This window comes from Leifsonia sp. Root1293 (genome assembly GCF_001425325.1).
Taxonomy (GTDB): domain Bacteria; phylum Actinomycetota; class Actinomycetes; order Actinomycetales; family Microbacteriaceae; genus Orlajensenia.
Map to the genome: position 1 here is coordinate 463,476 of NZ_LMEH01000001.1, position 20,673 is coordinate 484,148.

Consider the following 20,673-nt stretch of genomic DNA (forward strand, 5'->3'; position numbering starts at 1 on the left):
TGCGCCGGGCCGAAGAAGCTGGATTCGGACTTGACACCGCCCGGAATGAGTGGCAGAGCGGGCCGACGTGACCGCCGGAAGGAGGCGGCTGCGCGCGGGCGTGCTCCGGTGCGTCGAGCAGCCCGCGCGCAGACATCGGCGCTACAGGATCGGCTTGCCCCCGGTCACGGCGATGCGCGCACCCGAGACGTAGCTGGCCTCATCGGATGCGAGCATCACGTAGGCCGGGGCGAGTTCGGCCGGCTGCGCGGGACGCCCCAAGGGAACCTGCTGTCCGAAGCTCTCCACCTTCTCCTCGGGCATGGTGGCTGGAATGAGGGGAGTCCACACGGGTCCGGGAGCCACGCTGTTGGCTCTGATGCCCTTCTCGGCGAGCAGTTGCGCAAGCGACGCGGTCATGTTCGCTATGGCGGCCTTGGTGGCTGCATACGGGAGCAGTGTCGGCGAGGGCTGGTCCGAGTTGACGGAGGAGGACCCGATGATCGACGCCCCGGGCTGGAGGTGAGGCAGCGCAGCCTTGACCAGGTGGAAGTAGGCGCTCACGTTCGTCGCCCAGGTGTAGTCCCACTCCTCGTCGGTGACGTCTTCCAGTTTCTCGTGGTCCATCTGGAACGCGGCGTTGCTCACCAGGATGTCGAGGCCACCGAGCTCCCTCACCGTCGCGGCAACGAGCTGCCGGCACTGTGCGGGATCGGAGATGTCTCCCGGAAGCAGGAGTGCCTTGCGGCCGGCATCCTCCACGAAACGCTGCGCCTCGGCGGCATCCTCGTGCTCGTCGAGGTAGCTGATCGCGACGTCTGCACCTTCACGCGCGTAGGCGAGGGCGACGGCCTTTCCGATACCGCTGTCTCCGCCGGTGATCAATGCGACCTTGCCCTCGAGCCGGCCGGATCCGCGGTAGCTCGACTCCCCGTAATCAGGTTTCGGATCCATGGCTCGGTCTGTGCCGGGAACTGATTGTTGCTGGGACGGCTGGTTCATGAGTGGAAACCTCCAGAGTGAATTTCGATCCGTGGACGACTCGAGTCCATCGGGTCGTGCGCGATCGCACAGCGGGCTTGACATCACTTGCGGTAGGCGAATATCGGCGCTCGCCGCGAGGGCCGTGCCCGGGCCGTGGTTTCCGGATGTCAAGCCCCTCCTGTGAGCGTTTCGACGGCGCCTATCGTGGCGGCCACAAGGGTCACCAGAAGGGTCACGACGAAAGGAAACGACCATGACTACAGCACGCGACATCATGTCGCCCGACCCCCGCTGCATCGGTGAGAACGACACTCTTGTCGATGCCGCCCGGCTGATGTCGGAGCTCGACGTCGGCGCCCTGCCGATCTGCGGCGAAGACGAGCGGCTCAAGGGAATGCTCACCGATCGGGACATCATCGTGAAGTGCATCGCCCGTGGGGGCGACCCCGCGCAGGCCACCGCAGGGTCCCTCGCGGAAGGCAAGCCCGTTACCATCGGGGCCGACGACGACATCCGCGAGGCACTGACCACCATGCAGGACCACCAGGTGCGCCGGCTCCCCGTCATCGATGGACATGACCTCGTCGGGATCATCAGCCAGGCGGATATCGCGCTGGCTCTGTCGGCGACGGAGACTGGCGAGACGGTCGAGTCCATCTCCGAATTACACCGGCGGGCCCTGTCGATCTCGGTCGAGTGAGCGTACCCTGAAAGGGTCACATTTCTAACTCGTTCCCAGACCCTGAACGGAGATGATGAGGTGACGACATGGGGACTCTCACCTACGACGTAGTGAAACAGGTACATTTCGACGATCGGCTGCTCGCGCACCTGCAATTGGTCATAGCGACCAAGTTGCGCCGCGGCGAGTCGTTCAATTTCTCGTGGAAGACGGATGCGTCGGAGGGCAGCGGTCGTACGACGATCTGGCTGCATCCGGCCATTCCGCTCCTCTACGAGTTCCAGGGCAGCAGGCAGCCCGCCATCAATCGCCTGTGGCTCGACGACCTGATGACATCGGCCGACACCGTGACGGGACTCCAGGTGATCCCCGAACCGCGGGCAGACCGCGTGCGCCCGCGTCTGGAGGAGGCCGTCAGCGCCAGCGCCTTCTAGATCCTCGGGTCCAAACAATGCGGTACGGGGATGTGCATCGACCGATGTCAAGCCCGAGTCGTCCACGTCCCGGCTGTCTAGCGTGGAGGAGATGAAGACCTCGTTCCCACGTACGGCCGGCCTCGACCATTCCCTCTCCTTCCTCGCCGACGGGTACCTGTTCGGCTCGCGCCGCTTCGCACGAAACGGGACCGATGTATTCCGGGCGCGCATCATGGGCCGCCCGGTGCTGATCGCCTACGGTGCGGATGCCGCACGCATCTTCTACGAGGGCGACCGCTTCGGGAGGGAGCGGGCCATGCCTACCTCGGTCGTGCGCCTTCTCCAGGATGAGGGAAGTGTGCAGAGCCTGGCCGGAGCGGAGCACCGCCACCGCAAGTCGCTCTTCGTCCGGCTGCTCGCCGACGATGATGCCGTTTCTCGCGTTGGTGACCTGGCTGCCGAGGAGTGGGCGTCTGCCTCGTCGGCCTGGACCGGGCCGGTGCGTCTGCAGGACGAGCTCACGGTGATCCTCACGCGGGTGGCCCTGCGGTGGGTCGGACTGGATCCCACCAGTGTCGATCGGGACGTGCAGCAGCTCGCAGGAGAACTCTCCGCGATGATCGAGAACGCCGGTCGGTTCGGTCCGCCCAACTGGGCGGCACGAGCACGGAGGAACCACACCGAGCAGTGGGCGCGGACGGTGATCCGCAGGATGCGGAACGGTCGGCTCGCCGCTCCCGGCTCGATCCTGTCGCAGTTCGCCGACCACAGGGACGCAGACGGACAGCAGTTGTCGGTGGAGGTGGCCGCGGTAGAACTCATCAACGTCCTGCGCCCCGTCGTGGCCGTTGCGCGCTTCGTCGTCTTCGGTGTGCTCGCACTTCACCAGCATCCGGACTGGCGCCGCCGAGTGGCCGAGGATCCCCAGGACGCCGGGCACTTCGTCAACGAAGTCAGGCGCTACTACCCGTTCTTCCCGGTCGTCGGCGGCCGTGCCAGGCAGGACTTCGAGTGGCGAGGACGCACCGTCGAGACGGGCGACTGGATGATGCTCGACCTCTACGCCACGAATCACGACGAGCGCATCTGGGACGAACCGTCACGCTTCCGTCCGCAGCGGTTCGAATCCTGGAACGGCGACCAGAACACGCTGGTACCGCAGGGCGCCGGCGACGTCGACACCGGGCATCGCTGCCCCGGAGAGCGCGCCACAATCGCCATCATGAGCGCGCTCCTGATGGCAATCGCCGACGACTCGGCGTGGACTCTGCCTTCCCAAGACCTCCGCATCTCCCTCCGTCGCTTCCCGGCACTGCCCGAAAGCGGCCTGATCATCGACTTCGCGCGCGATCCGTCAGAGTCAAGCCCCTTGAGAAGCGCTTCTCCCCGTCGTTAGCTTCGGGATCACGAAGCCGGCGACGTGCAATGCGTGCATGCTCGCCCTCGGGTCGAGAGGAAGAACCATGAGATCTCTGCGGGTTGTGGCCGTCGGATGTGCCGCCTTGTTCGTATTGAGCGGATGCTCCGCGACGTCGGCGGGGCCGGGTGACACGTCCTTCACCGACAAGGCGACGGGCACCCTGAACGCGTGGGGCTTCGACAACGCCGACGACGTCGGCACGTCCCGGCTGGACTACGCGAAGGAGCAGCTCTCCGACGTCACGATCAAGGTCGACGCGACGGCATTCGATGCTCAGAAGTTCACGACCCGGTCGGCGAGCGGGAACGTTCCCGACGTGGTGCAGATGGACCGCAACTTCGTGGCGACCTATGCGGCACAGGGCTTGATCCTGCCGCTCGACGAGTGCTACTCGGTGCATGACGTCGACCCAGAACAGAGGTACTACGAGTCCGTGGTGGGAGATATCACCTGGGACGACCAGGTCTGGGCCGTGCCGCAGTTCTACCAGCCGCCGGCGATCATGCTGAACACCCGTGTCATGCAGGCCGCCGGCGTCGACCCGAGCGCCATCGACACGTCGAAGCCCGATGAACTCCTGGCGGCAGTCAAGAAGATGTACAAGGAGAGCGGCGGAGTGCCAACCCTGCTCGGCCTCGATCCCGTCGCTCCGAGTCAGGCCGGCCTGTGGCTCCTCGGCATGGGCGGAAACATCATCGGTGACGATGGCAAGCCGACCCTCGACAGCGAGGAGAACGCCCAGGCCGTCGACTTCCTCACCGAGCTGCTCGACGCCCAGGGCGGATACGCGAAGGTGAAGAGCTTCAGCGATTCCTTCGACACCTTCGGAGACCAGAACCAGTTCGTGGCCGACCAGGTCGCAGCTCAGGTCGACGCTCAGTGGTATGTCAACGTGCTGACGCCCTATGTCGGCAAGGTGCAGATCGGAGCCGTTCCGTTCAAGGACCCGGACGGCGAACCGTTCACCGTGGCGAGCGGCACCGCGTTCGTCATTCCGGCCGCCGCCAAGAACAAGGACGCCGCCTGCGCCTGGGCACTGGAGCTCACCTCGAGCGACGCCTGGGAGGCTGCCGGTGCCGCCCGCGCTCAGACCGTTGCCGACACTCCCGGAGCGATCAACACCGGACTGTTCACCGGCTCACCGGCGGCCGACGAGTCGATCCGGGAACAGTACGTGAAGCCGAGTGGCGACGCCGGGTTCGACCAGACCATCTCCACGTTCTACGACGTTGTCGGGAACGGTAAGTCATTCGGCGCCTCCCCGGCGGGCCAGGAGATCCAGTCCGAGCTGCAGAATGCCCTGACCAGCGCGTTCCTGGGTGACAAGAGTTCGAGCGAAGCTCTCAAAGACGCTCAGGATGCCGCCATGCGGGCGTACGACCGGGTGGTGAAGTAACCGTCCGATCACACGACGACGGTCGGCCAGCCGACCGTCGTCGTGCTGGGCGTCGTCACCCCTTCAGTCCCTGGGTGGCGACGCCGTCGATGAAGTAACGCTGTCCGAAAGCGAACAGAAGCAGCATGGGCAGTGTCACGATGAGAGCGGCCACCATCACGAACTGATAATCGCCGTGGCCGCCGTTGGTCGGTGAGAACACCGACATGGCGTGGGCGATCCCGAGCGGGACGGTGAATCCCTCGACGCTGCCGGCATTCAGGTAGATGAGTCCCTGCTGCAGGTTGTTCCAGCTCGCCTGGAACTCGAACAGGAACACGATGATGAAGGCGGGAATGGACAGGGGCATCGCGATACGGCGGAACAGACCGAAGTAGCTCGCGCCGTCGAGTCGGGCCGCCTCGAACAGGTCGCGCGGCAGTCCCATGAAGAACTGCCGCAGCAGGAAGATGTAGAACGCCGAGCCGAACAGGTTCGCCCCGAACAGCGGGATCCAGGTTCCCAGGACCCCCAGGTTCTTCCAGATGAGATATTGCGGGATCATCGTGACAGCTCCCGGCAGCATCATCGTGGCGAGCACCAGCCCGAAGAGGAGGTTGCGTCCGGGGAACCGGAAGTAAGCGAATCCGAAGGCGACGAGCGAGCTCGAGATGGCGACCAGCCCGGCAGCGAGCAGGGCGATGACGAGGCTGTTGCCGATCCAGGCCAGGAGAGGCAGCTGATCCCACACCTCGGTGTAGTTCTCCCACCGGATGGTGCGGGGGATCAGCAGATTGTCGAAGACCTGTTCACGCGGCTTGAGGCTGGCCGCCAGCAGCCAGGCGAACGGGTAGAGGAAGAGCAGTCCGAACCCGACGAGGGCGACGGTCAGGATCACCCTGCCGGCCGTCCACGGGGTGCGGTTGGCTCGGGGCTCGCGGGTGCGCCGCTCGGCGGCATCCGGAGCACCCTTCGCGGTCGAGGGGTCTGCCGCTCCCGCGGCCAGACCCGTCGCGGTCGTCACCGGCGTTGTCATGATCGGTCTCCCTGGTAGTACACGAAACGATTGCTGAACTTCACCTGCACCAGCGTGATCACCAGAATGATCACGAAGAGCAACCAGGCCATCGCCGCAGCGAAGCCGAAGTTGAACTGACGGAACGCCTGTTGGAAGAGGTACACGCCGTAGAACAGCGATGACTCCGGCGACGCATTCGTCTGGTCGCGCCAGAACAGCAGGTACGCCTGGTCGAAGACCTGCAGTGCCGCGATCGTCAGCACGATCACGTTGAAGAAGATCGCGCCGGAGATCATCGGAACCGTGATCGAGAAGAACTGGCGGATCTTGCCGGCTCCATCCAGGGCCGCCACCTCGTACAGTTCTCCCGGCACGTTCTTGAGCGCGGCGAGGAAGATCACCATCGTTCCGCTGACCCCCCACAGCGTCATCAGCACGATCGACGGCTTCACCCACGCAGGATCGACGAGCCACTGCGGCCCCTCGATCCCGAAGATCGCGAGCCCCCTGTTGATGGCGCCGGAGTTGCCGTTGAGGAGCAGCAGGAACACGGATGCCGTGGCGACGACCGGCGTCATCTTGGGCAGGTAGTAGACGGTTCGGAACACACCGGCCCCGCGGCCGACGCGGGCGAGGAGAACCGCGAGGAAGAGCGCGAACGAGATCTCGAGAGGAACCGCGAGGACGGCGTAGAAGAGGGTGTTGCTCAGCGCGATGCCGACCTTCGGATCCGCGAAGAGTTCCGCATAGTTCTCGAAACCGGCGGGAGTCGCGATGTTGGTGGCGAGGTTGTAGTCACTGAAGGAGATGACCAGGCTGTAGATCATCGCGCCGAGGGTGAAGACCAGGAACCCGACGATCCACGGGCTGATGAACATCAGCCCGGCCAGAGCTTCCCGTCGGGCTGCGGTGTTCCGCCGCCGAGGCGGCCGCTCTCCGGCTGTCGGGGGCGAGCCCGTCGCCGACGCCGGTGGATTCTGGACGTCGGTGGGTCCGGTTGTCAGGGTGATGGTCGCCTTGCGGTGGCCGTTCGCAATAGCCATGGTTCACGCCTCTCATCCGCTGCGGGCACGCCCTTTCTGCGCCCGCAGCATGAAGCCGACGCTAGAAGCGTCTCTGCCGAAGGTGAAGACGCTGGCGCTTCTCCGAGAAGTGGTGTAGCAGCGGCCAGTCACCGAGGGGTTGCCGTCACGGGCCGGATGTGGTCGGCTGGGTCCGAGCAAAGGGGCCCCCATGAGTGATCCGTCCTGGACGCAAGTCGTCAAGACCGTCGAACCGGAACAGCCCGAGCTGAAGCGGGTCCTCGGCCCCGGCCTGCTGCTGCTGTTCATCGTCGGCGACATCCTCGGCACCGGAATCTATGCCCTGACCGGGCAGGTCGCCGCTGAGGTCGGAGGAGCCGCCTGGCTGCCCTTCCTCCTCGCCTTCGGTGTCGCGACCGTGACGGCGTTCTCCTATCTGGAGCTCGTCACCAAGTATCCGCAGGCCGCGGGTGCGGCTCTGTACACGCACAAGGCCTTCGGCATCCACTTCTTCACGTTCATCGTGTGCTTCGTGGTGATGACCTCGGGGATCACGTCGGCGTCGACCGCATCACGCGCGTTCGCAGCCAACCTGCTCGTCGCCTTCGGCATCCCCGACCAGACGGTGACGACCATGCTGATCGCGTTGGCGTTCATCGTGCTCATCATGTTGGTGAACCTCCGTGGCGTCGCCGAGAGCGTGTGGCTCAACGTCTTCCTGACGCTGGTGGAGCTGTCGGGTCTGCTCCTCGTCATCCTCATCGGAATGTGGGCCATCGCCGGTGGCAACGCGGACTGGTCGCGGGTCGTCGCCTTCGAGACTCCGGAGGACAAGAGTGTTCTGCTCGCCGTCAGCACGGCGACGTCGCTGGCGTTCTTCGCGATGGTGGGATTCGAGGACTCGGTGAACATGGCCGAGGAGACCAAGGATCCGAGCCGCATCTTCCCGAAGATGATGCTGAGCGGCCTCGGGATCGCGGCGATCATCTACGTGCTGGTGTCGATCACCGTCGTCGCCCTCGTGCCCATCGGGCAGTTGGTCGGCAGTGAGACCCCGCTCGTCACCGCGGTCGAGACGGCGGCCCCCGGCTTCCCGATCAACGACCTGTTGCCGTTCATCTCGATGTTCGCCGTCGCGAACACGGCCCTCATCAACATGATGATGGCGAGCAGGCTGCTCTACGGCATGAGCCGGCAGAACGTGCTGCCGCCCTTCCTCGCGAAGGTGGCGCCGAAGCGCCGCACCCCGTGGGCGGCGATCCTGTTCACCACCGCACTGGCGGTCGGACTGATCGCCTACGTCTCCCTCGACGCCGAGGGCTCGACCGTCGCGCTGCTGGGCGGCACGACATCGCTCCTCCTTCTCACCGTGTTCGCCGTCGTCAACGTGGCCGTGATGGTGCTGCGGCGACAGCCGGTCGACCACAAGCACTTCCATACGCCGACGGTGCTGCCGGTCATCGGCGTGATCACCTGCCTCTACCTCGTACTCCCGTGGACCTCCGGCCGCCCGGCCGGACAGTATGGGATCGCACTCGTGCTCCTGGGCATAGGCATCGTGCTCTGGATCGTCGAGCGCGTGTACACGGCGTCGCGACGCAAGCGAGCCTGACCCGCCTCACGGGCCTCGCGAGCCTCACGATCCGGGCGTACAGGGTCGATCCCGTTCGAACGTGCCTCTGACCGGCGCATCCGAACGGGATCGCTCGGCCTCACTTGCCGTCGGTCGTCGGTTCCTCGGTCGGCGCCGGAACGTCGGTCGGGCCGAACAGCGTCCACGCGCCCGACTGGCACTCGTAGAACGTCACCGCATCGGTGTCGATGTAGATGTCGCCGTCCGTCGTGCACTTGTCGTCGGCCGGCACGCCGAGCCCCAGAGTGACCTGCGTTCCGGGTGCGCCTGCCTCGCCGGTCGCTCCGGTCTCGCCGGTTGCACCCGTCTCACCGGTTGCACCCGTTTCTCCGGTCGCTCCGGTCTCGCCGGTGGCACCGGTCTCGCCGGTGGCTCCCGTGGCACCGGTGGCTCCCGTGGCACCGGTGGCTCCCGTGGCCCCGGTCTGGCCCGTCAGGTTCTCCGCTGCGGAGGTACGGATGTTCCCGACCAGGGTCCACTTCCCGTCCCGGAACAGATACACATCCGACGTGGCGAGGTCGAGGTAGACGTCGCCCTCGTAGCCCTTGCCCGCTTCGGGCACCCCCGTGCCCGCACGAACGGCGGACCCGGCGGGGAGGATCTCCTCGATCGCGTCCTCGTAGGCGACCTCGTCGACGACGGGAGCCGTCGTGGCCGGCGCCGCGACCTCGGCCGTGTCCGACGATCGAGCCACCCAGGCGCCGAGGAACGATGCGAAGAAGCAGAGTACGACGACGGCTGCACCGATCCACAGGAGCGCCGCCCTGCTGATGCCTGCGGCAGCGGGTTGCGACTTCCCGCTCGTGCCGGTTCCCGCCGACTGATTCCGACTCGGGTCGGACGGGCCACTCGGTGTGTTCTGGACATCGCTCATGTGGTGCGCACTCCGCTCTGCGCGCTCCTCGCGACCCGATCGATACCGGTGCCGTGGCGCGTCGCGCTCATCGTAGCGGCGCAGACGCTTCGTCCGACAGAGCGATCGGGCGGGCGGGATCGTCGCGGACTACCCTGTGCGCATGACTGAAGAGACCATCTGATGCCCGACTACGTGCTCTGGGGTATCTCCATCATCATCCTCGGCGGATCGTTGGTCGTCACGGTCATGGCGCTCGTGAGGGTGTGGCGTCGCCACGACGACTGAGTTCTCGTGAGCCGCGACCAAGGCATGGGCGACGCGCTACCGAGCGGCGAGCACCCGCACCAGCACGGCCTTCGACACCGGCGTGTTGCTTCCCATCGCCGTGCTCGCCAATGGCACGAGCACGTTGGCCTCGGGGAAGTAGGCGGCCGCGCACCCGCGTGCCGTCGGATAGGCCACAGCGCGATACCCCCGGAGCGCGCGTTCCACATCGTCGTCCCACTCGGTGACGACGTCGACGCTCTGTCCGTCGACCAGACCGAGTTCGGCGAGGTCCAGTGGATTGATGAAGACCACCTCGCGCCCCTTCCTGATGCCGCGGTAGCGGTCGTTGAGGCTGTAGATCGTCGTGTTGTACTGGTCGTGCGAGCGCAGGGTCTGCAGCAGGAGGCATCCGTCGGGCCGCTGCACGTGCTCGAGGGTGTTCACGGTGAGCATCGCCCTGCCGGTGGACGTGGCGAACGTGCGGGAATCGCGCGGACCGTTGGGCAGCACGAAGCCGTCGCGAGTGCGGATGCGCTCGTTGTAGCGCTCGAAGCCCGGAACCACGCGGCTGATGTGCTCGCGGATCACGTCGTAGTCGTTCTCGAAGGAGGCCCAGTCGATGGGCACCGCGTCGCCCACCGTCGCCTGCGCGAGCCGGGCCACGATCGCCACCTCGCTGAGCAGTCCGGCGGCCACCGGCGGCACCTGCCCGTGGCTGCCGTGCACGGCGCAGACGGTGTCCTCCACCGAGACGAACTGCGGACCGGATGCCTGGACGTCGATCTCGGTGCGTCCGAGCGTCGGCAGGATGAGCGCCTCGGCCCCGATCACGGCGTGCGAGCGATTGAGCTTCGTGGAGACCTGCACCGTCATCTCGGTGCCGCGCATCGCCTCCTCGGCGAGAGACGTGTCGGAGATGGCGGCGACGAGGTTTCCGCCCATGCCCATCCAGAACTTGATCTCCCCGCGTTTCATGGCGGCGATCCCGTTCACCGAGTCGACTCCGTGGCGCCGAGGCGGCTCGAAGGAGAACTCGTCGCGGAGCGCATCGAGGAAGCGGTCCGGCATCTGCTCCCAGATGCCCATGGTGCGGTCGCCCTGCACGTTGCTGTGCCCGCGGATCGGCGACGCGCCGGCGCCCGGTCGGCCGATGTTTCCGCGCAGCAGCAGCAGGTTCACGATCTCCTTGATCGTCTCGACCGCCTTGCGGTGCTGGGTGATGCCCATGGCCCACGTGATGATCACACGCTCGGCCCGGATGTAGGCATCCGCCAGCTCGTCGATCTGCTGGAGCGAGAGCCCGGTGGCGAGAAGGACCTCATCGTCGTCGACCTCGGCCATGGCTGCCGCGAACGCATCGAAGCCGCTGCAGTGCTCGGCGAGGAACGCATGGTCGAGCACCGTTCCGGGAGCGGAGCGTTCGGCGGCGAGCACCCGCTTCGACACCGCCTGCAGGAGGGCCATGTCACCGCCGAGCCTGATCTGAAGGAACTGGTCGGCGATATCGGTTCCGCGACCCACGAGGCCGCGCGCCGTCTGCGGATTCTTGTAGCGGCGCAGGCCCGCCTCGGGCAGGGGATTCACGGCGACGATCCTGGTGCCGTTCCGCTTCGCATCCTCGAGTGCCGTGAGCATGCGCGGGTGGTTGGTGCCCGGATTCTGGCCGAGCACGATCACGAGATCGGCGTGTTCGAAGTCGTCGTACGTGATGGTGGACTTCCCGACGCCGAGAGTCTCGCCCATGGCCGTGCCCGTGGACTCGTGGCACATGTTCGAGCAGTCGGGGAGGTTGTTCGTCCCGTAGGCGCGCACGAACAGCTGGTACAGGAACGCTGCCTCGTTCGACGTGCGTCCCGAGGTGTAGAACGACGCCTGGTCGGGGGAGTCGAGGCTGGTGAGCTTGCTGGCGATGATCTCGAAGGCACGGTCCCAGGTGACAGGCTTGTAGTGGTCGGAGCCGTTCGGCTTGTAGACCGGCTCGGTGAGACGCCCCTGCATGCCGAGCCAGTACTCGCTCTTCTCCAGCAGATCGTCGATGGAGTGCTCAGCCCAGAAGGTGCTCGGCACCAGAACCGGCGTCGCCTCCCAGACGACGGCCTTCGCCCCGTTCTCACAGAACTCGGCGACCTTGCGGTGGTCCGGGTCCGGCCAGGCGCAGCTCATGCAGTCGAAGCCGCCCTTCTGGTTGAGCGTCGCCAGCAGCTTCATCGTGCGCGGGAGGCCCAACTGCTGCACAGCCGGCTCCATCGCGTGCAGGATGCCCGGCACACCCGCCGCCCAACTGCTCGGTGCGCCGACCTCGATGTCGGCATCGGTCACGTCATCGACCGGAGGCCGCCGGGTCACGCTGTTCCCGCCGCGCTCAGGAGTGCTGCGCTCGCCGCAGGACGGACGCCGCGGCCGGGGTCCGTCGCGTCGCCGGCGTCGTCATCTGGGCCGATACGATCCGCTCGGGAGTAGACCACCATGCTCTCGCCCCGAAGGAAGCCGACGATCGTGATGCCGAGCTCCGAGGCGAGGTCGACGGCGAGCGACGACGGCGCCGACACCGCGGCCAGAACCGGGATGCCGGCCATCGACGCCTTCTGGGTGAGCTCGAAGCTGGCACGACCCGACACCATGAGCACGATGCCGGTGAGCGGCAGCAGGTCCTCCTTCACGGCCCAGCCGATCACCTTGTCGACCGCGTTGTGCCGGCCGACGTCTTCGCGCAGCACCAGCATCCGTGCTGTCCGTCCGTCGAAGAGGGCGGCGGCGTGGAGTCCGCCGGTCTTCTCGAACACGGCCTGAGCGGCGCGGAGGCGGTCGGGCAGGCTCGCGAGCAGTTCCGGCGCGACCACGAGGTCGTCGTGAAGCACGGCGTGCTGCGACCTGGTGCGTACTGCGTCGATGCTGGCCTTGCCGCAGAGGCCGCACGAACTGGTCGTGTAGAACGCCCGCTCGAGACTCGGATTCGGCGCTGCGACGCCCGGCGCAAGGCTCACGTCGAGCACGTTGTAGGTGTTCAGGCCCTCGTCCGTTGCTCCCGCGCAGTAGCGCGCCGCCGCGAACTCGTCCCCGCGGGCGATCACGCCCTCCGACACCAGGAAGCCGGCAGCGAGGTCGAAATCGGCTCCCGGAGTGCGCATGGTGATGGCAAGGGCGGCGCCTCCGACGCGGATCTCCAGCGGTTCCTCGACGGCGAGCAGGTCATCTCGGACTGTGCGTGGCGACCCGAGTGTCACCCGGGTCACTCGCTTGCGGGAGGTGATGCGATTCATGATCCATGCCTACACCCGGGCCCGGCGACATCCGTGCGATTCGGTGCACATTCTCACCGGGTCGCCGGTCATCCGGCTGACGCGAGCACAGCGGGGCCCGGTCGGCGGGGGGACTGGTGGTGATGACGCTCGACCAGACAGGATGGCGTCATGGACACTCTCGCCGGCTGGCACCTGCTCATCATCCTGCCCATGATCGCCCTGGTGGTGGTCTGGGCGGTCGCGCTCGTGCAGATCGGCCGGTCGGGCCTCGACGCGACGGCCAAGGCGCTCTGGGCGCTCATCGTGATCGTCGCACCGTTCCTCGGCGTGATCGCGTGGTGGCTGATCGGCAAGCCGAGCGACAAGGCGCCGCGCTTCGATCCGCGCGGCTAGCGCGGTCCTCTCACGAACAGGCGTCGGAGCGACCGGAGGATCAGCACGAATCCGGCCAGCGCCACGCTGGCGCCGAGGAACGAGTACAGCCGCACGTTCGGGGTGATGAGGGGGCCGGCGTCAGTCACCACCAGCACGATTCCCAACGCGACCAAGGCGATGGCGATCAGCGCACCGACGCCCTCCGTCACGATCTCGCCCACCCAGCCGTGGTCCTGGGGGCTGCCCAGGGCGCGCGCGCTCTTCTCGATGTTGGTGGTCAGGGAGTCGAGGCGACGCGGGAGCTTGCGCACCATGGCGATCCCGATGGCCGCCTGCGCCTGGAGCGAGCCGAGTACCGCACGCGGAGGCAGGAGCCGAGCCAGGAAGTGCGGCACGCGATCGAGGGCGCGCTCGGCCATGTCGAACCGCGGGTCGAGGATGCGCAGGCAGCTCTGCAGGGTGATGATCGACCTGAAGGCGATGCCGAGCGGTACCGGCACGCCGAGGCGGTGTTCGCGAACGACGTCGAGCAGCTGGGAGAAGATCGAGCTGTTTCCGTCGCTGTGCTTCATGAGGGTGAGCACCCGGCCGATGTCTGCCTGCAGGGCCCGGATGTCTGCACTGTCAGGGGCGTCGACGAGGAGGAGCAGGGCATCGGTCGTCGCGATGTCGTCTTCCGAGGCGGCGGCGAGCAGCAGGGTGGCGAGCCCCTCGCGCATGCTGCGCTCCAGCACTCCGACGGCACCGAAGTCGATCATGCCGAGGCGTCCGTCGTCGCCGAGTATGAGGTTTCCCGGATGCAGGTCGGCGTGGAACACGCCCTGCACGATGATCTGCTCGAGCACGGCGTCGAGGAGACCGGCGGCGAGTTCTTCGCGCTGGGCCGGCGGCAACGACGCGAGATGACGCCGCGAAGCGTTCAGCGGCGTGCCGTCGATGCAATCCATCGTGAGGAGTCGGCGTGTACTCGCCTCGTCGTACACCCGAGGCACCACGAGCAGGTTGTTCCGCGACGCGGCGACGGCGCTTCCCACCTGCCGGGTGTTCCGGAACTCGATACGGTAGTCGAGTTCTTCGCTGAGCGAGCGGGCGAATCCCGTCGCCAGCGTCACCGCACCGAACTCTCGGCCCCAGCTCGTGCGCTCCTCCAGCCGGGTGGCGAGTCGCACGATGATGTCCACATCGGCGGCCACCTGAGCCGCGGCTCCAGGTCGCTGCACCTTGAGCACGACCGGAGTGCCATCGTGGAGTCTTCCCGCGTGCACCTGGGCGACGGATGCGGCGGCCAGGGGCGTCTCGGAGACCTCGGCGAAGACCGAGTCGATCGGGCCGCCGATCTCCGTCTCGATGACGTCGCGGATCGACTCCCAGGGCAGGGTCGACGCCGACGTCTGCAGGGTCGAGAGAGCTTCGATGTAGGACGCGGGGAGCAGATCCCGGCGCGTGGACAGCACTTGCCCGAGTTTCACGAAGGTGACGCCGGCCTCGTTGATCGCATTGACGAGCGCTTGCGGCGTCGACGTTCGCAGCGGCCGAACGGGAGTGCGCGCGGCCGATCTCCGGCGACCCTGGATCACCCAGCCGACCCCGTGACGGGAGAGGATCGACAGGATCGCGAGATAACGCTGGGTCCGTCGGCGCCGGTGCAAGAGGTCTCGGAATGAGGTGATCGGGTTCGGCAGGGCCTGGGTGGGGAACAGGGCCTCACTGACGACGAGGATCGCGACGCCGAAGGCGAAGACCCAGCCGAACGAGAGCGCGATGAACAGGGCGGCCACCAGCCAGGGCACCGCGAGATCGCCAGCGGCATCGACGACCCCGGCCTGAACTGCCGTGGATGCGGCGAACGGCCAGCTCGCTGCGTAGACCAACAGCCCGACGACGTAGGTGCGGGGCCAGCCGACGGGTGCGCTCATGAGGGACCGCGTCGCGAAGCCGACCCCGACGGCGTAGACCAATCCGACGATCGCGAAGAGCGCCCAGAACAGGAATGAATCGAACACTCTGCGCCCTCCCGCGCCCTCATGCGGCTATCGCCAGCGTAGCGGGACGGCCCCGTCCGCCGCAGGGAGAGAAACCGGTGGCGGATGCGGCCGATCGCCCAGAACCGCCAGAGCGGCACATCGCCGCCCGGCCGCATCCGTTCCGATCACGTGACGGAATGCGCATATGAACGGAACTAGGCTGGGGCGATGGCCCCGACGGCGTTCTAGTCGGGGACACGAGAGCTTTCACGACGCGAAAAGGGATGGAACCTCCTTGGACGGAAATGCGACGACGACGCACCGGAACGTAGCGCTGCTGTCGGTCGCGAGCACCATGGCGGAGCGGGTCACCACCTCTGAGGAGATCGACTCGCGGCTGGCTCCTGTGCTCAAGCGACTGAAGCTCCCGAGCGGCCTGCTGCAGCGTGTCGCCGGTGTGCGCGAACGCCGCAACTGGGAGGAGGGCGCCACCTTCGACGACGCCGCCATCTCGGCCGGCAAGCGCGCGATGGCCGAGGCCGGCATCCGTCCCGATCAGGTCGGTCTGCTCATCAACACCTCGGTGACGCGCCCTCACCTCGAGCCATCCGTCGCCGTGCGCATCCACCACGGCCTCGGTCTGCCGACGTCGGCCATCAACTTCGACATCACGAATGCCTGCCTCGGGTTCGTCAACGGCATGTCACTGGCGGCCGGACTCATCGACTCCGGTCAGATCGACTACGCGATCATCGTCGACGGAGAGGACGCCGACCAGATCCAGGTGAACACGATCGAGCGCCTCGGCCGGGACGGCATCAACCGCAAGCAGTTCATGAGCGAGTTCGCCAGCCTCACCCTCGGTTCCGGCGCCGCAGCGGCCGTCCTGGGTCGTGCAGACCAGCACCCCGAGGCGCACCGCATCCTCGGCGGGATCACGCGCGCCGCCACCCAGTTCAACCAACTGTGCGTGGGCAGTGTCGACGGCATGTTCACCGATGCCAAGGCCCTGCTCCGCGGAGGCATGGAGCTGGTGACCTCGGCGTGGAAGGACGCGTCGAAGAGCTGGGACTGGAAGAGCATGGACCGCTACATCATGCACCAGGTCTCCGACGTGCACACCGAAGCCATCGTGAAGGCGGTCAACCTCGACCGCACGCGGGTTCCGCTCACCTATCCGCTGCTCGGAAACGTCGGTCCGGCGTCGATCCCGATTACCCTCGCCGAGGAGGCAGCCACCCTCAAGCGCGGCGACCGCGTTCTGCTCATGGGCGTCGGGTCCGGACTCAACACCTCGATGATGGAACTGGCCTGGTGAGTCTGTCGGCTTCGCTGCCGCCCGCCGGGCTTCCCGGCCTCGACCCCTCCTGGTCGCGTCTCGTCGACGTGCCGGAGCGGGCGATCGGATCGGCTCCCGGCACGCCGGCAGCAGCATCCGGATCCCGCACCAATCGCTGGCACATCCTCGACAACGCCGCCCAGCTCGCCGAGCTCGGGGCGACCCCGGTCGGTACCATCCTGTGCGTGCACGGCAACCCCACCTGGTCGTACCTGTGGCGGAAGACCGTGGCTGCGGCGACGGAGGCCGCTGCGACGGGTCGCCCCGCCTGGCGCGTCATCGCCGTCGACCAGCTCGAGATGGGCTACTCGGAGCGCACGGGCGTCACCCGCACGCTGGCCCGTCGCGTGCAGGACCTGGCCGACCTCACAGACGCCCTCGCCGTCGACGGACCCGTCGTCACCTTCGGCCACGACTGGGGCGGGGTCATCTCGCTCGGATGGGCCGTCGACCACCCCGATCAGCTCGCCGGCGTCATGCTGCTGAACACGGCCGTGCACCAGCCGGAAGACGTGCCGATCCCCGCGGCTCTGCGTCTGGCGCTGGCCGTGCTGCGACCGGGAACCGTGACCACGACGGCGTTCCTCGACACGACGCTGGCCATCGCGCACCCCCGCCTGTCGTCCGACGTGCGCCGTGCCTATCGTTCGCCGTACCTCGAGGCCGCCCGCCGCGAGGGCATCGGCGGCTTCGTCGCCGACATCCCGGTCGACGCCTCGCACGAGAGCGCCGCCGAACTCGCCCGGATCTCCGGCGCCGTCGCCAGACTCGCAGTACCGGCGCTCATGATGTGGGGACCGCGCGACCCCGTGTTCAGCGATCGCTATCTCGACGACCTCCAGCGACGGATGCCGCACGCCGACGTTCACCGCTTCGAGAATGCCGGACACCTCATCGCCGAGGACGTGGAGTACGCCGGGCCGGCTCTCGACTGGCTGGGCGACAGAGTCGCATCGGCCGCCGCTGGCGACGCGTCGACTGCTTCCGCCGGCGTCGGCACCGTCGCCTCGACCGAGCTCGTCGGCGACCCCGCGGTCTCGGAGGCGGCAGCCGACGTCGTGCTGCCCATGTGGCACCACCTCGAGGCGCTCGCAGACAGCCGGGAGCCCGCTGTCGTCGACATGGTCGCCGGGCCCGGCGGGTCGCCGCGCACGGTGAGCTGGGCGCTGCTGTCGACGCGCGTGCACCAGATCGCCAGAGGACTCGTCGCCCTCGGCGTGAAGCCCGGTGACAGGGTCTCGCTGCTCGTGCCGCCGAGCGCCGATCTCACCGCTGTCGTCTACGCGTGTCTGCGCATCGGGGCGATCGTCGTCGTGGCCGATGCGGGCCTCGGCCTCCGAGGGCTGAGTCGTGCAGTGCGCGGCGCCCGGCCCGATCACATCATCAGCGAGGTGCCCGGTCTCATCGTCGCCCGCGCCTTCGGCTGGCCCGGGCAGCGCATCTCGGTGGCGACGCTGCCCACAGTGTCGGCCCACGCGCTGAACGTGACGGCCTCCCTCTCCGGTGTCATCCGGGCTGGCGAGGCCGCCCATGAGCTCGAGCTGCCGCATCCGCCAGCCGCATCCGCCGTCGCTGCGGTGCTGTTCACCTCGGGTTCCACCGGACCGGCCAAGGGCGTCGTGTACACCCACGGCCAGCTCACCGCGCTGCGCGATGCCCTGTCGGCCCAGTACGACGTCGGCGTCGGTACCGGCCTCGTCGCCGGATTCGCCCCGTTCGCCCTGCTGGGTCCGGCTCTCGGAGCCAGATCCGTCACGCCCGACATGGACGTGACGTCGCCGCGCACCCTCACGGCTCGTGCCGTGGCCGACGCTGCGGCAGAATCGGACGCCACCGTCGTGTTCCTGTCGCCGGCGGCGATCGCGAATGTCGTGGCCACGGCCGATCAGCTCTCCGCCGAGCAGCGCGCAGCTCTGGCACGCGTGCGCACCTTCCTCTCCGCAGGGGCACCGGTCTCCGAGTCGCTGCTGACGGCCGCGTCCGAGCTGATGCCGAACGCGGACCCGCACACGCCGTACGGCATGACCGAGGGCCTGCTCATGGCCGACATCTCGCTGGACGGCATCCGGTCATCGACGGCGTCGCTCGTCACCGACTCGGGGGCGGATGCGGCTCGAGGTGGCGTGCCCGTCGGTCGACCCACTGCAACGACGCGCGTGCGCATCGCGCCGATCGACTCCACGGGTGAGGTCGGCGGCGACCTCACCGACGACGCCGGCGTGACCGGGGAGATCGTGGTCTCGGCTCCGCACCTGAAGTCCCACTACGACAGGCTCTGGATCACGAATCGCACAGCCGACGCGCATTCGACACCGGGGGAGCGCTGGCACCACACGGGTGACGTCGGCCACCTCGATGACGAGGGTCGTCTCTGGGTGGAGGGACGGCTGCAGCACATCATCGTGACGGCCGACGGCGTCGTCACCCCTGTCGGCATCGAGCAGGCGGTCGAGCGTGTCGCCGGTGTGCGTCGAGCCGCCGCCGTGGGCGTCGGCCCGCGGGGGACTCAGCAGATCGTGGTCGTGGTCGAACTCTCGGAGAAGCAGCGTCGGTCGCGTCTCGCCGAGCCCGCACTGTCAGCGGCCGTGCGCAGGGCCGCGGCATCCGGTGGTCACGAGATCGCCGCCGTGCTCGTGGCGGCCACCCTGCCCACCGACATCAGGCACAACTCCAAGATCGATCGGGCCGCCCTCTCGCTCTGGGCCGACGGCATTCTGCGCGGCGGCCGGATGGTGTCGCCGTGAGGGTGCTCGCCACCGGCGCCAGCGGGTTCCTCGGGGGAGCCGTCGTGCGCGACCTCGCGGCAGCCGGTCACGAGGTGCGCACCTTCCAGCGACGTCCGTCAGGGCTCGCGGGCGAACCCGGAATCACCGACGTGCTCGGATCGGTGACGGATGCCGCAGCCGTGCTGGCGGCCCTCGACGGCATCGACGCCGTCGTGCATCTCGCGGCCAAGGTGTCTCTGGCCGGCGACCCCGCCGAGTTCGAGGCCGTGAACGTCGGCGGAACACGCACGCTCCTGGATGGCATGCGCAGGGCCGGAGTCGGCAGGCTCGTGTTCGTGTCGTCGCCGTCGGTTGCGCACTCCGGGTCTTCGATCATGGGTGACGGCGCGCTGCCGGCCGATCCGGCCACGGCCCGAGGAGACTACGCGCGCACCAAGGCCGAGGCCGAGCTGCTCGCCCTGGCCGCCGACTCCGCCGAGCTCCGCGTCGTCGCCGTGCGTCCGCACCTCGTGTGGGGGCCCGGCGACACCCAACTCGTGGGACGCATCGTCGAACGCGCCCGCGCCGGCCGTCTGCCGCTGCTCGGACATGGAGCCGCGCTCATCGACACCACATACGTCGACAATGCGGCATCCGCCATGACAGCGGCTCTCGCCCGCATCGACGACGTGCACGGGCGGTCGTACGTCGTCACCAATGGCGAACCCCGGCCCGTCGCCGAGATGCTCGGCGGCATCTGCGCGGCCGCCGGTGTTGCGGCGCCGCGGTGGAGCGTGCCGGCGTCGGTCGCCCGCACCGCCGGAGGTCTCGTAGAGGCCGCGTGGCGGGTGCGGCCCGGCATCGACGAGCCGCCGATGACGCGCTTCCTCGCCGAGCAGCTCTCGACGGCGCACTGGTTCGACCAGCGCGCCACGCGCGCGGACCTGCACTGGAGCCCGTCGGTCACCCTCGATGACGGACTGGCGCGCCTGGCGGCGCACTATGCCGCCACCGCGCGCTGACCGACCTCGCACCCGGAACAGGCCAGAACCGCACATTCGCCTGAGAACAGGCCAGACTGGCCTGTTCTCACGCGTCTGGCCTGTTCTCGCGACGTGGTGATCGCGTACCCGCTGATCGAGTAGTGCCCGACGGAGTCGGACACGTATCGAGATCCGCCGAGCCGTGCGCTCGATCTCGGCGTGGTCTCGATACGGCTGCTCGCTTCGCTCGCGGCCTACTCGACCAGCGGTGGATACGCTGGCGGCCTACTCGACCAGCGGTGGATACGCTGGCGGCCTACTCGACCAGCGGTGGATACGCTGGGGGCCTACTCGACCAGCGGTGGATACGCTGGCGGCCTACTCGACCAGCGGTGGATACGCTCGCGGCCTAC

General features: G+C 67.8%; 16 protein-coding genes. 9 read left to right on the top strand and 7 right to left on the bottom strand.

Annotated features, from left to right (window positions below):
* Positions 1-141: 141 nt before the first annotated feature.
* Positions 142-933, bottom strand: a complete 792-nt coding sequence (locus tag ASC59_RS02065; protein WP_235492548.1) for an SDR family oxidoreductase — start codon at positions 931-933, stop codon at positions 142-144.
* A gap of 283 nt (positions 934-1,216) precedes the next feature.
* Here ASC59_RS02065 and ASC59_RS02070 point away from each other — a divergent pair, with 283 nt between their 5' ends.
* From ASC59_RS02070 to ASC59_RS02085, 4 genes are all read left to right on the top strand, one after another.
* A complete protein-coding gene (locus ASC59_RS02070) occupies positions 1,217-1,663 on the top strand; it encodes a CBS domain-containing protein (RefSeq protein WP_055817925.1) in 447 nt (148 codons plus the stop codon).
* 68 nt (positions 1,664-1,731) lie between these two features.
* Positions 1,732-2,079: a DUF7882 family protein gene (locus ASC59_RS02075; protein WP_055817926.1), complete on the top strand. Its 348-nt coding sequence runs from the start codon at positions 1,732-1,734 to the stop codon at positions 2,077-2,079.
* Between the two features lie 91 nt (positions 2,080-2,170).
* Positions 2,171-3,457 (top strand): cytochrome P450, encoded by a 1,287-nt coding sequence (locus ASC59_RS02080; protein ID WP_055817928.1) that lies wholly within the window; start codon positions 2,171-2,173, stop codon positions 3,455-3,457.
* A 67-nt stretch (positions 3,458-3,524) separates the two neighbouring features.
* Positions 3,525-4,877, top strand: a complete 1,353-nt coding sequence (locus ASC59_RS02085; protein WP_055817930.1) for an ABC transporter substrate-binding protein — start codon at positions 3,525-3,527, stop codon at positions 4,875-4,877.
* 55 nt (positions 4,878-4,932) lie between these two features.
* On the opposite strand, the gene ASC59_RS02090 is transcribed toward ASC59_RS02085, so the two are convergent.
* Both ASC59_RS02090 and ASC59_RS02095 read right to left on the bottom strand, forming a co-directional pair.
* Entirely contained in the window at positions 4,933-5,892 is a 960-nt protein-coding gene (locus tag ASC59_RS02090) for a carbohydrate ABC transporter permease (RefSeq protein WP_082513341.1), read from the bottom strand.
* A complete protein-coding gene (locus tag ASC59_RS02095) occupies positions 5,889-6,752 on the bottom strand; it encodes a carbohydrate ABC transporter permease (protein WP_235492682.1) in 864 nt (287 codons plus the stop codon). Before ASC59_RS02095 ends, ASC59_RS02090 begins: the two co-directional genes overlap by 4 nt.
* Before the next feature lie 355 nt (positions 6,753-7,107).
* Here ASC59_RS02095 and ASC59_RS02100 point away from each other — a divergent pair, with 355 nt between their 5' ends.
* Positions 7,108-8,508: an APC family permease gene (locus ASC59_RS02100; RefSeq protein ID WP_055817932.1), complete on the top strand. Its 1,401-nt coding sequence runs from the start codon at positions 7,108-7,110 to the stop codon at positions 8,506-8,508.
* 100 nt (positions 8,509-8,608) lie between these two features.
* Here the strand turns inward: ASC59_RS02100 and ASC59_RS17435 are convergent, their stop codons facing one another.
* The 3 genes from ASC59_RS17435 to fdhD form a co-directional block, all read right to left on the bottom strand.
* A complete protein-coding gene (locus ASC59_RS17435) occupies positions 8,609-9,403 on the bottom strand; it encodes a hypothetical protein (RefSeq protein ID WP_157487900.1) in 795 nt (264 codons plus the stop codon).
* A gap of 303 nt (positions 9,404-9,706) precedes the next feature.
* Positions 9,707-11,998: an FdhF/YdeP family oxidoreductase gene (locus ASC59_RS02110; protein WP_055817934.1), complete on the bottom strand. Its 2,292-nt coding sequence runs from the start codon at positions 11,996-11,998 to the stop codon at positions 9,707-9,709.
* Positions 11,995-12,912, bottom strand: coding sequence for a formate dehydrogenase accessory sulfurtransferase FdhD (gene fdhD, locus ASC59_RS02115; protein WP_055817936.1), 918 nt, complete (start codon positions 12,910-12,912; stop codon positions 11,995-11,997). Before fdhD ends, ASC59_RS02110 begins: the two co-directional genes overlap by 4 nt.
* A 150-nt stretch (positions 12,913-13,062) precedes the next feature.
* On the opposite strand from fdhD, the gene ASC59_RS02120 reads away from it, so the two are divergent.
* Positions 13,063-13,287 (top strand): PLDc N-terminal domain-containing protein, encoded by a 225-nt coding sequence (locus ASC59_RS02120; protein ID WP_055817938.1) that lies wholly within the window; start codon positions 13,063-13,065, stop codon positions 13,285-13,287.
* On the opposite strand, the gene ASC59_RS02125 is transcribed toward ASC59_RS02120, so the two are convergent.
* Complete coding sequence (locus ASC59_RS02125; RefSeq protein ID WP_055817941.1) at positions 13,284-15,272, bottom strand: ABC1 kinase family protein; 1,989 nt, start codon at positions 15,270-15,272, stop codon at positions 13,284-13,286. The genes ASC59_RS02120 and ASC59_RS02125 overlap by 4 nt on opposite strands.
* A gap of 256 nt (positions 15,273-15,528) precedes the next feature.
* Between ASC59_RS02125 and ASC59_RS02130 the strand changes: the two genes are divergently transcribed.
* The 3 genes from ASC59_RS02130 to ASC59_RS02140 are packed head-to-tail and all read left to right on the top strand — an operon-like array spanning position 15,529 to position 20,299.
* Complete coding sequence (locus ASC59_RS02130) at positions 15,529-16,551, top strand: 3-oxoacyl-ACP synthase III (RefSeq protein WP_055817943.1); 1,023 nt, start codon at positions 15,529-15,531, stop codon at positions 16,549-16,551.
* On the top strand, positions 16,548-19,316 hold the full coding sequence (locus ASC59_RS02135) for an alpha/beta fold hydrolase (protein WP_157487901.1): 2,769 nt from the start codon (positions 16,548-16,550) through the stop codon (positions 19,314-19,316). The genes ASC59_RS02130 and ASC59_RS02135 overlap by 4 nt, the downstream gene beginning before the upstream one ends.
* Entirely contained in the window at positions 19,313-20,299 is a 987-nt protein-coding gene (locus tag ASC59_RS02140; RefSeq protein WP_055817945.1) for an NAD-dependent epimerase/dehydratase family protein, read from the top strand. The genes ASC59_RS02135 and ASC59_RS02140 overlap by 4 nt, the downstream gene beginning before the upstream one ends.
* Positions 20,300-20,673 lie beyond the last annotated feature (374 nt).

Bases quoted from the DNA above. Each gene is read 5' to 3' on its own strand.
- ASC59_RS02095 (WP_235492682.1), bottom strand. From the start codon at position 6,752: ATGTTCATCAGCCCGTGGATCGTCGGGTTCCTGGTCTTCACCCTCGGC.
- ASC59_RS02120 (WP_055817938.1), top strand. From the start codon at position 13,063: ATGGACACTCTCGCCGGCTGGCACCTGCTCATCATCCTGCCCATGATC.
- ASC59_RS02090 (WP_082513341.1), bottom strand. From the start codon at position 5,892: ATGACAACGCCGGTGACGACCGCGACGGGTCTGGCCGCGGGAGCGGCA.
- ASC59_RS02065 (WP_235492548.1), bottom strand. From the start codon at position 933: ATGGATCCGAAACCTGATTACGGGGAGTCGAGCTACCGCGGATCCGGC.
- ASC59_RS17435 (WP_157487900.1), bottom strand. From the start codon at position 9,403: ATGAGCGATGTCCAGAACACACCGAGTGGCCCGTCCGACCCGAGTCGG.
- ASC59_RS02085 (WP_055817930.1), top strand. From the start codon at position 3,525: ATGAGATCTCTGCGGGTTGTGGCCGTCGGATGTGCCGCCTTGTTCGTA.
- ASC59_RS02100 (WP_055817932.1), top strand. From the start codon at position 7,108: ATGAGTGATCCGTCCTGGACGCAAGTCGTCAAGACCGTCGAACCGGAA.
- ASC59_RS02080 (WP_055817928.1), top strand. From the start codon at position 2,171: ATGAAGACCTCGTTCCCACGTACGGCCGGCCTCGACCATTCCCTCTCC.
- fdhD (WP_055817936.1), bottom strand. From the start codon at position 12,912: ATGAATCGCATCACCTCCCGCAAGCGAGTGACCCGGGTGACACTCGGG.
- ASC59_RS02075 (WP_055817926.1), top strand. From the start codon at position 1,732: ATGGGGACTCTCACCTACGACGTAGTGAAACAGGTACATTTCGACGAT.
- ASC59_RS02070 (WP_055817925.1), top strand. From the start codon at position 1,217: ATGACTACAGCACGCGACATCATGTCGCCCGACCCCCGCTGCATCGGT.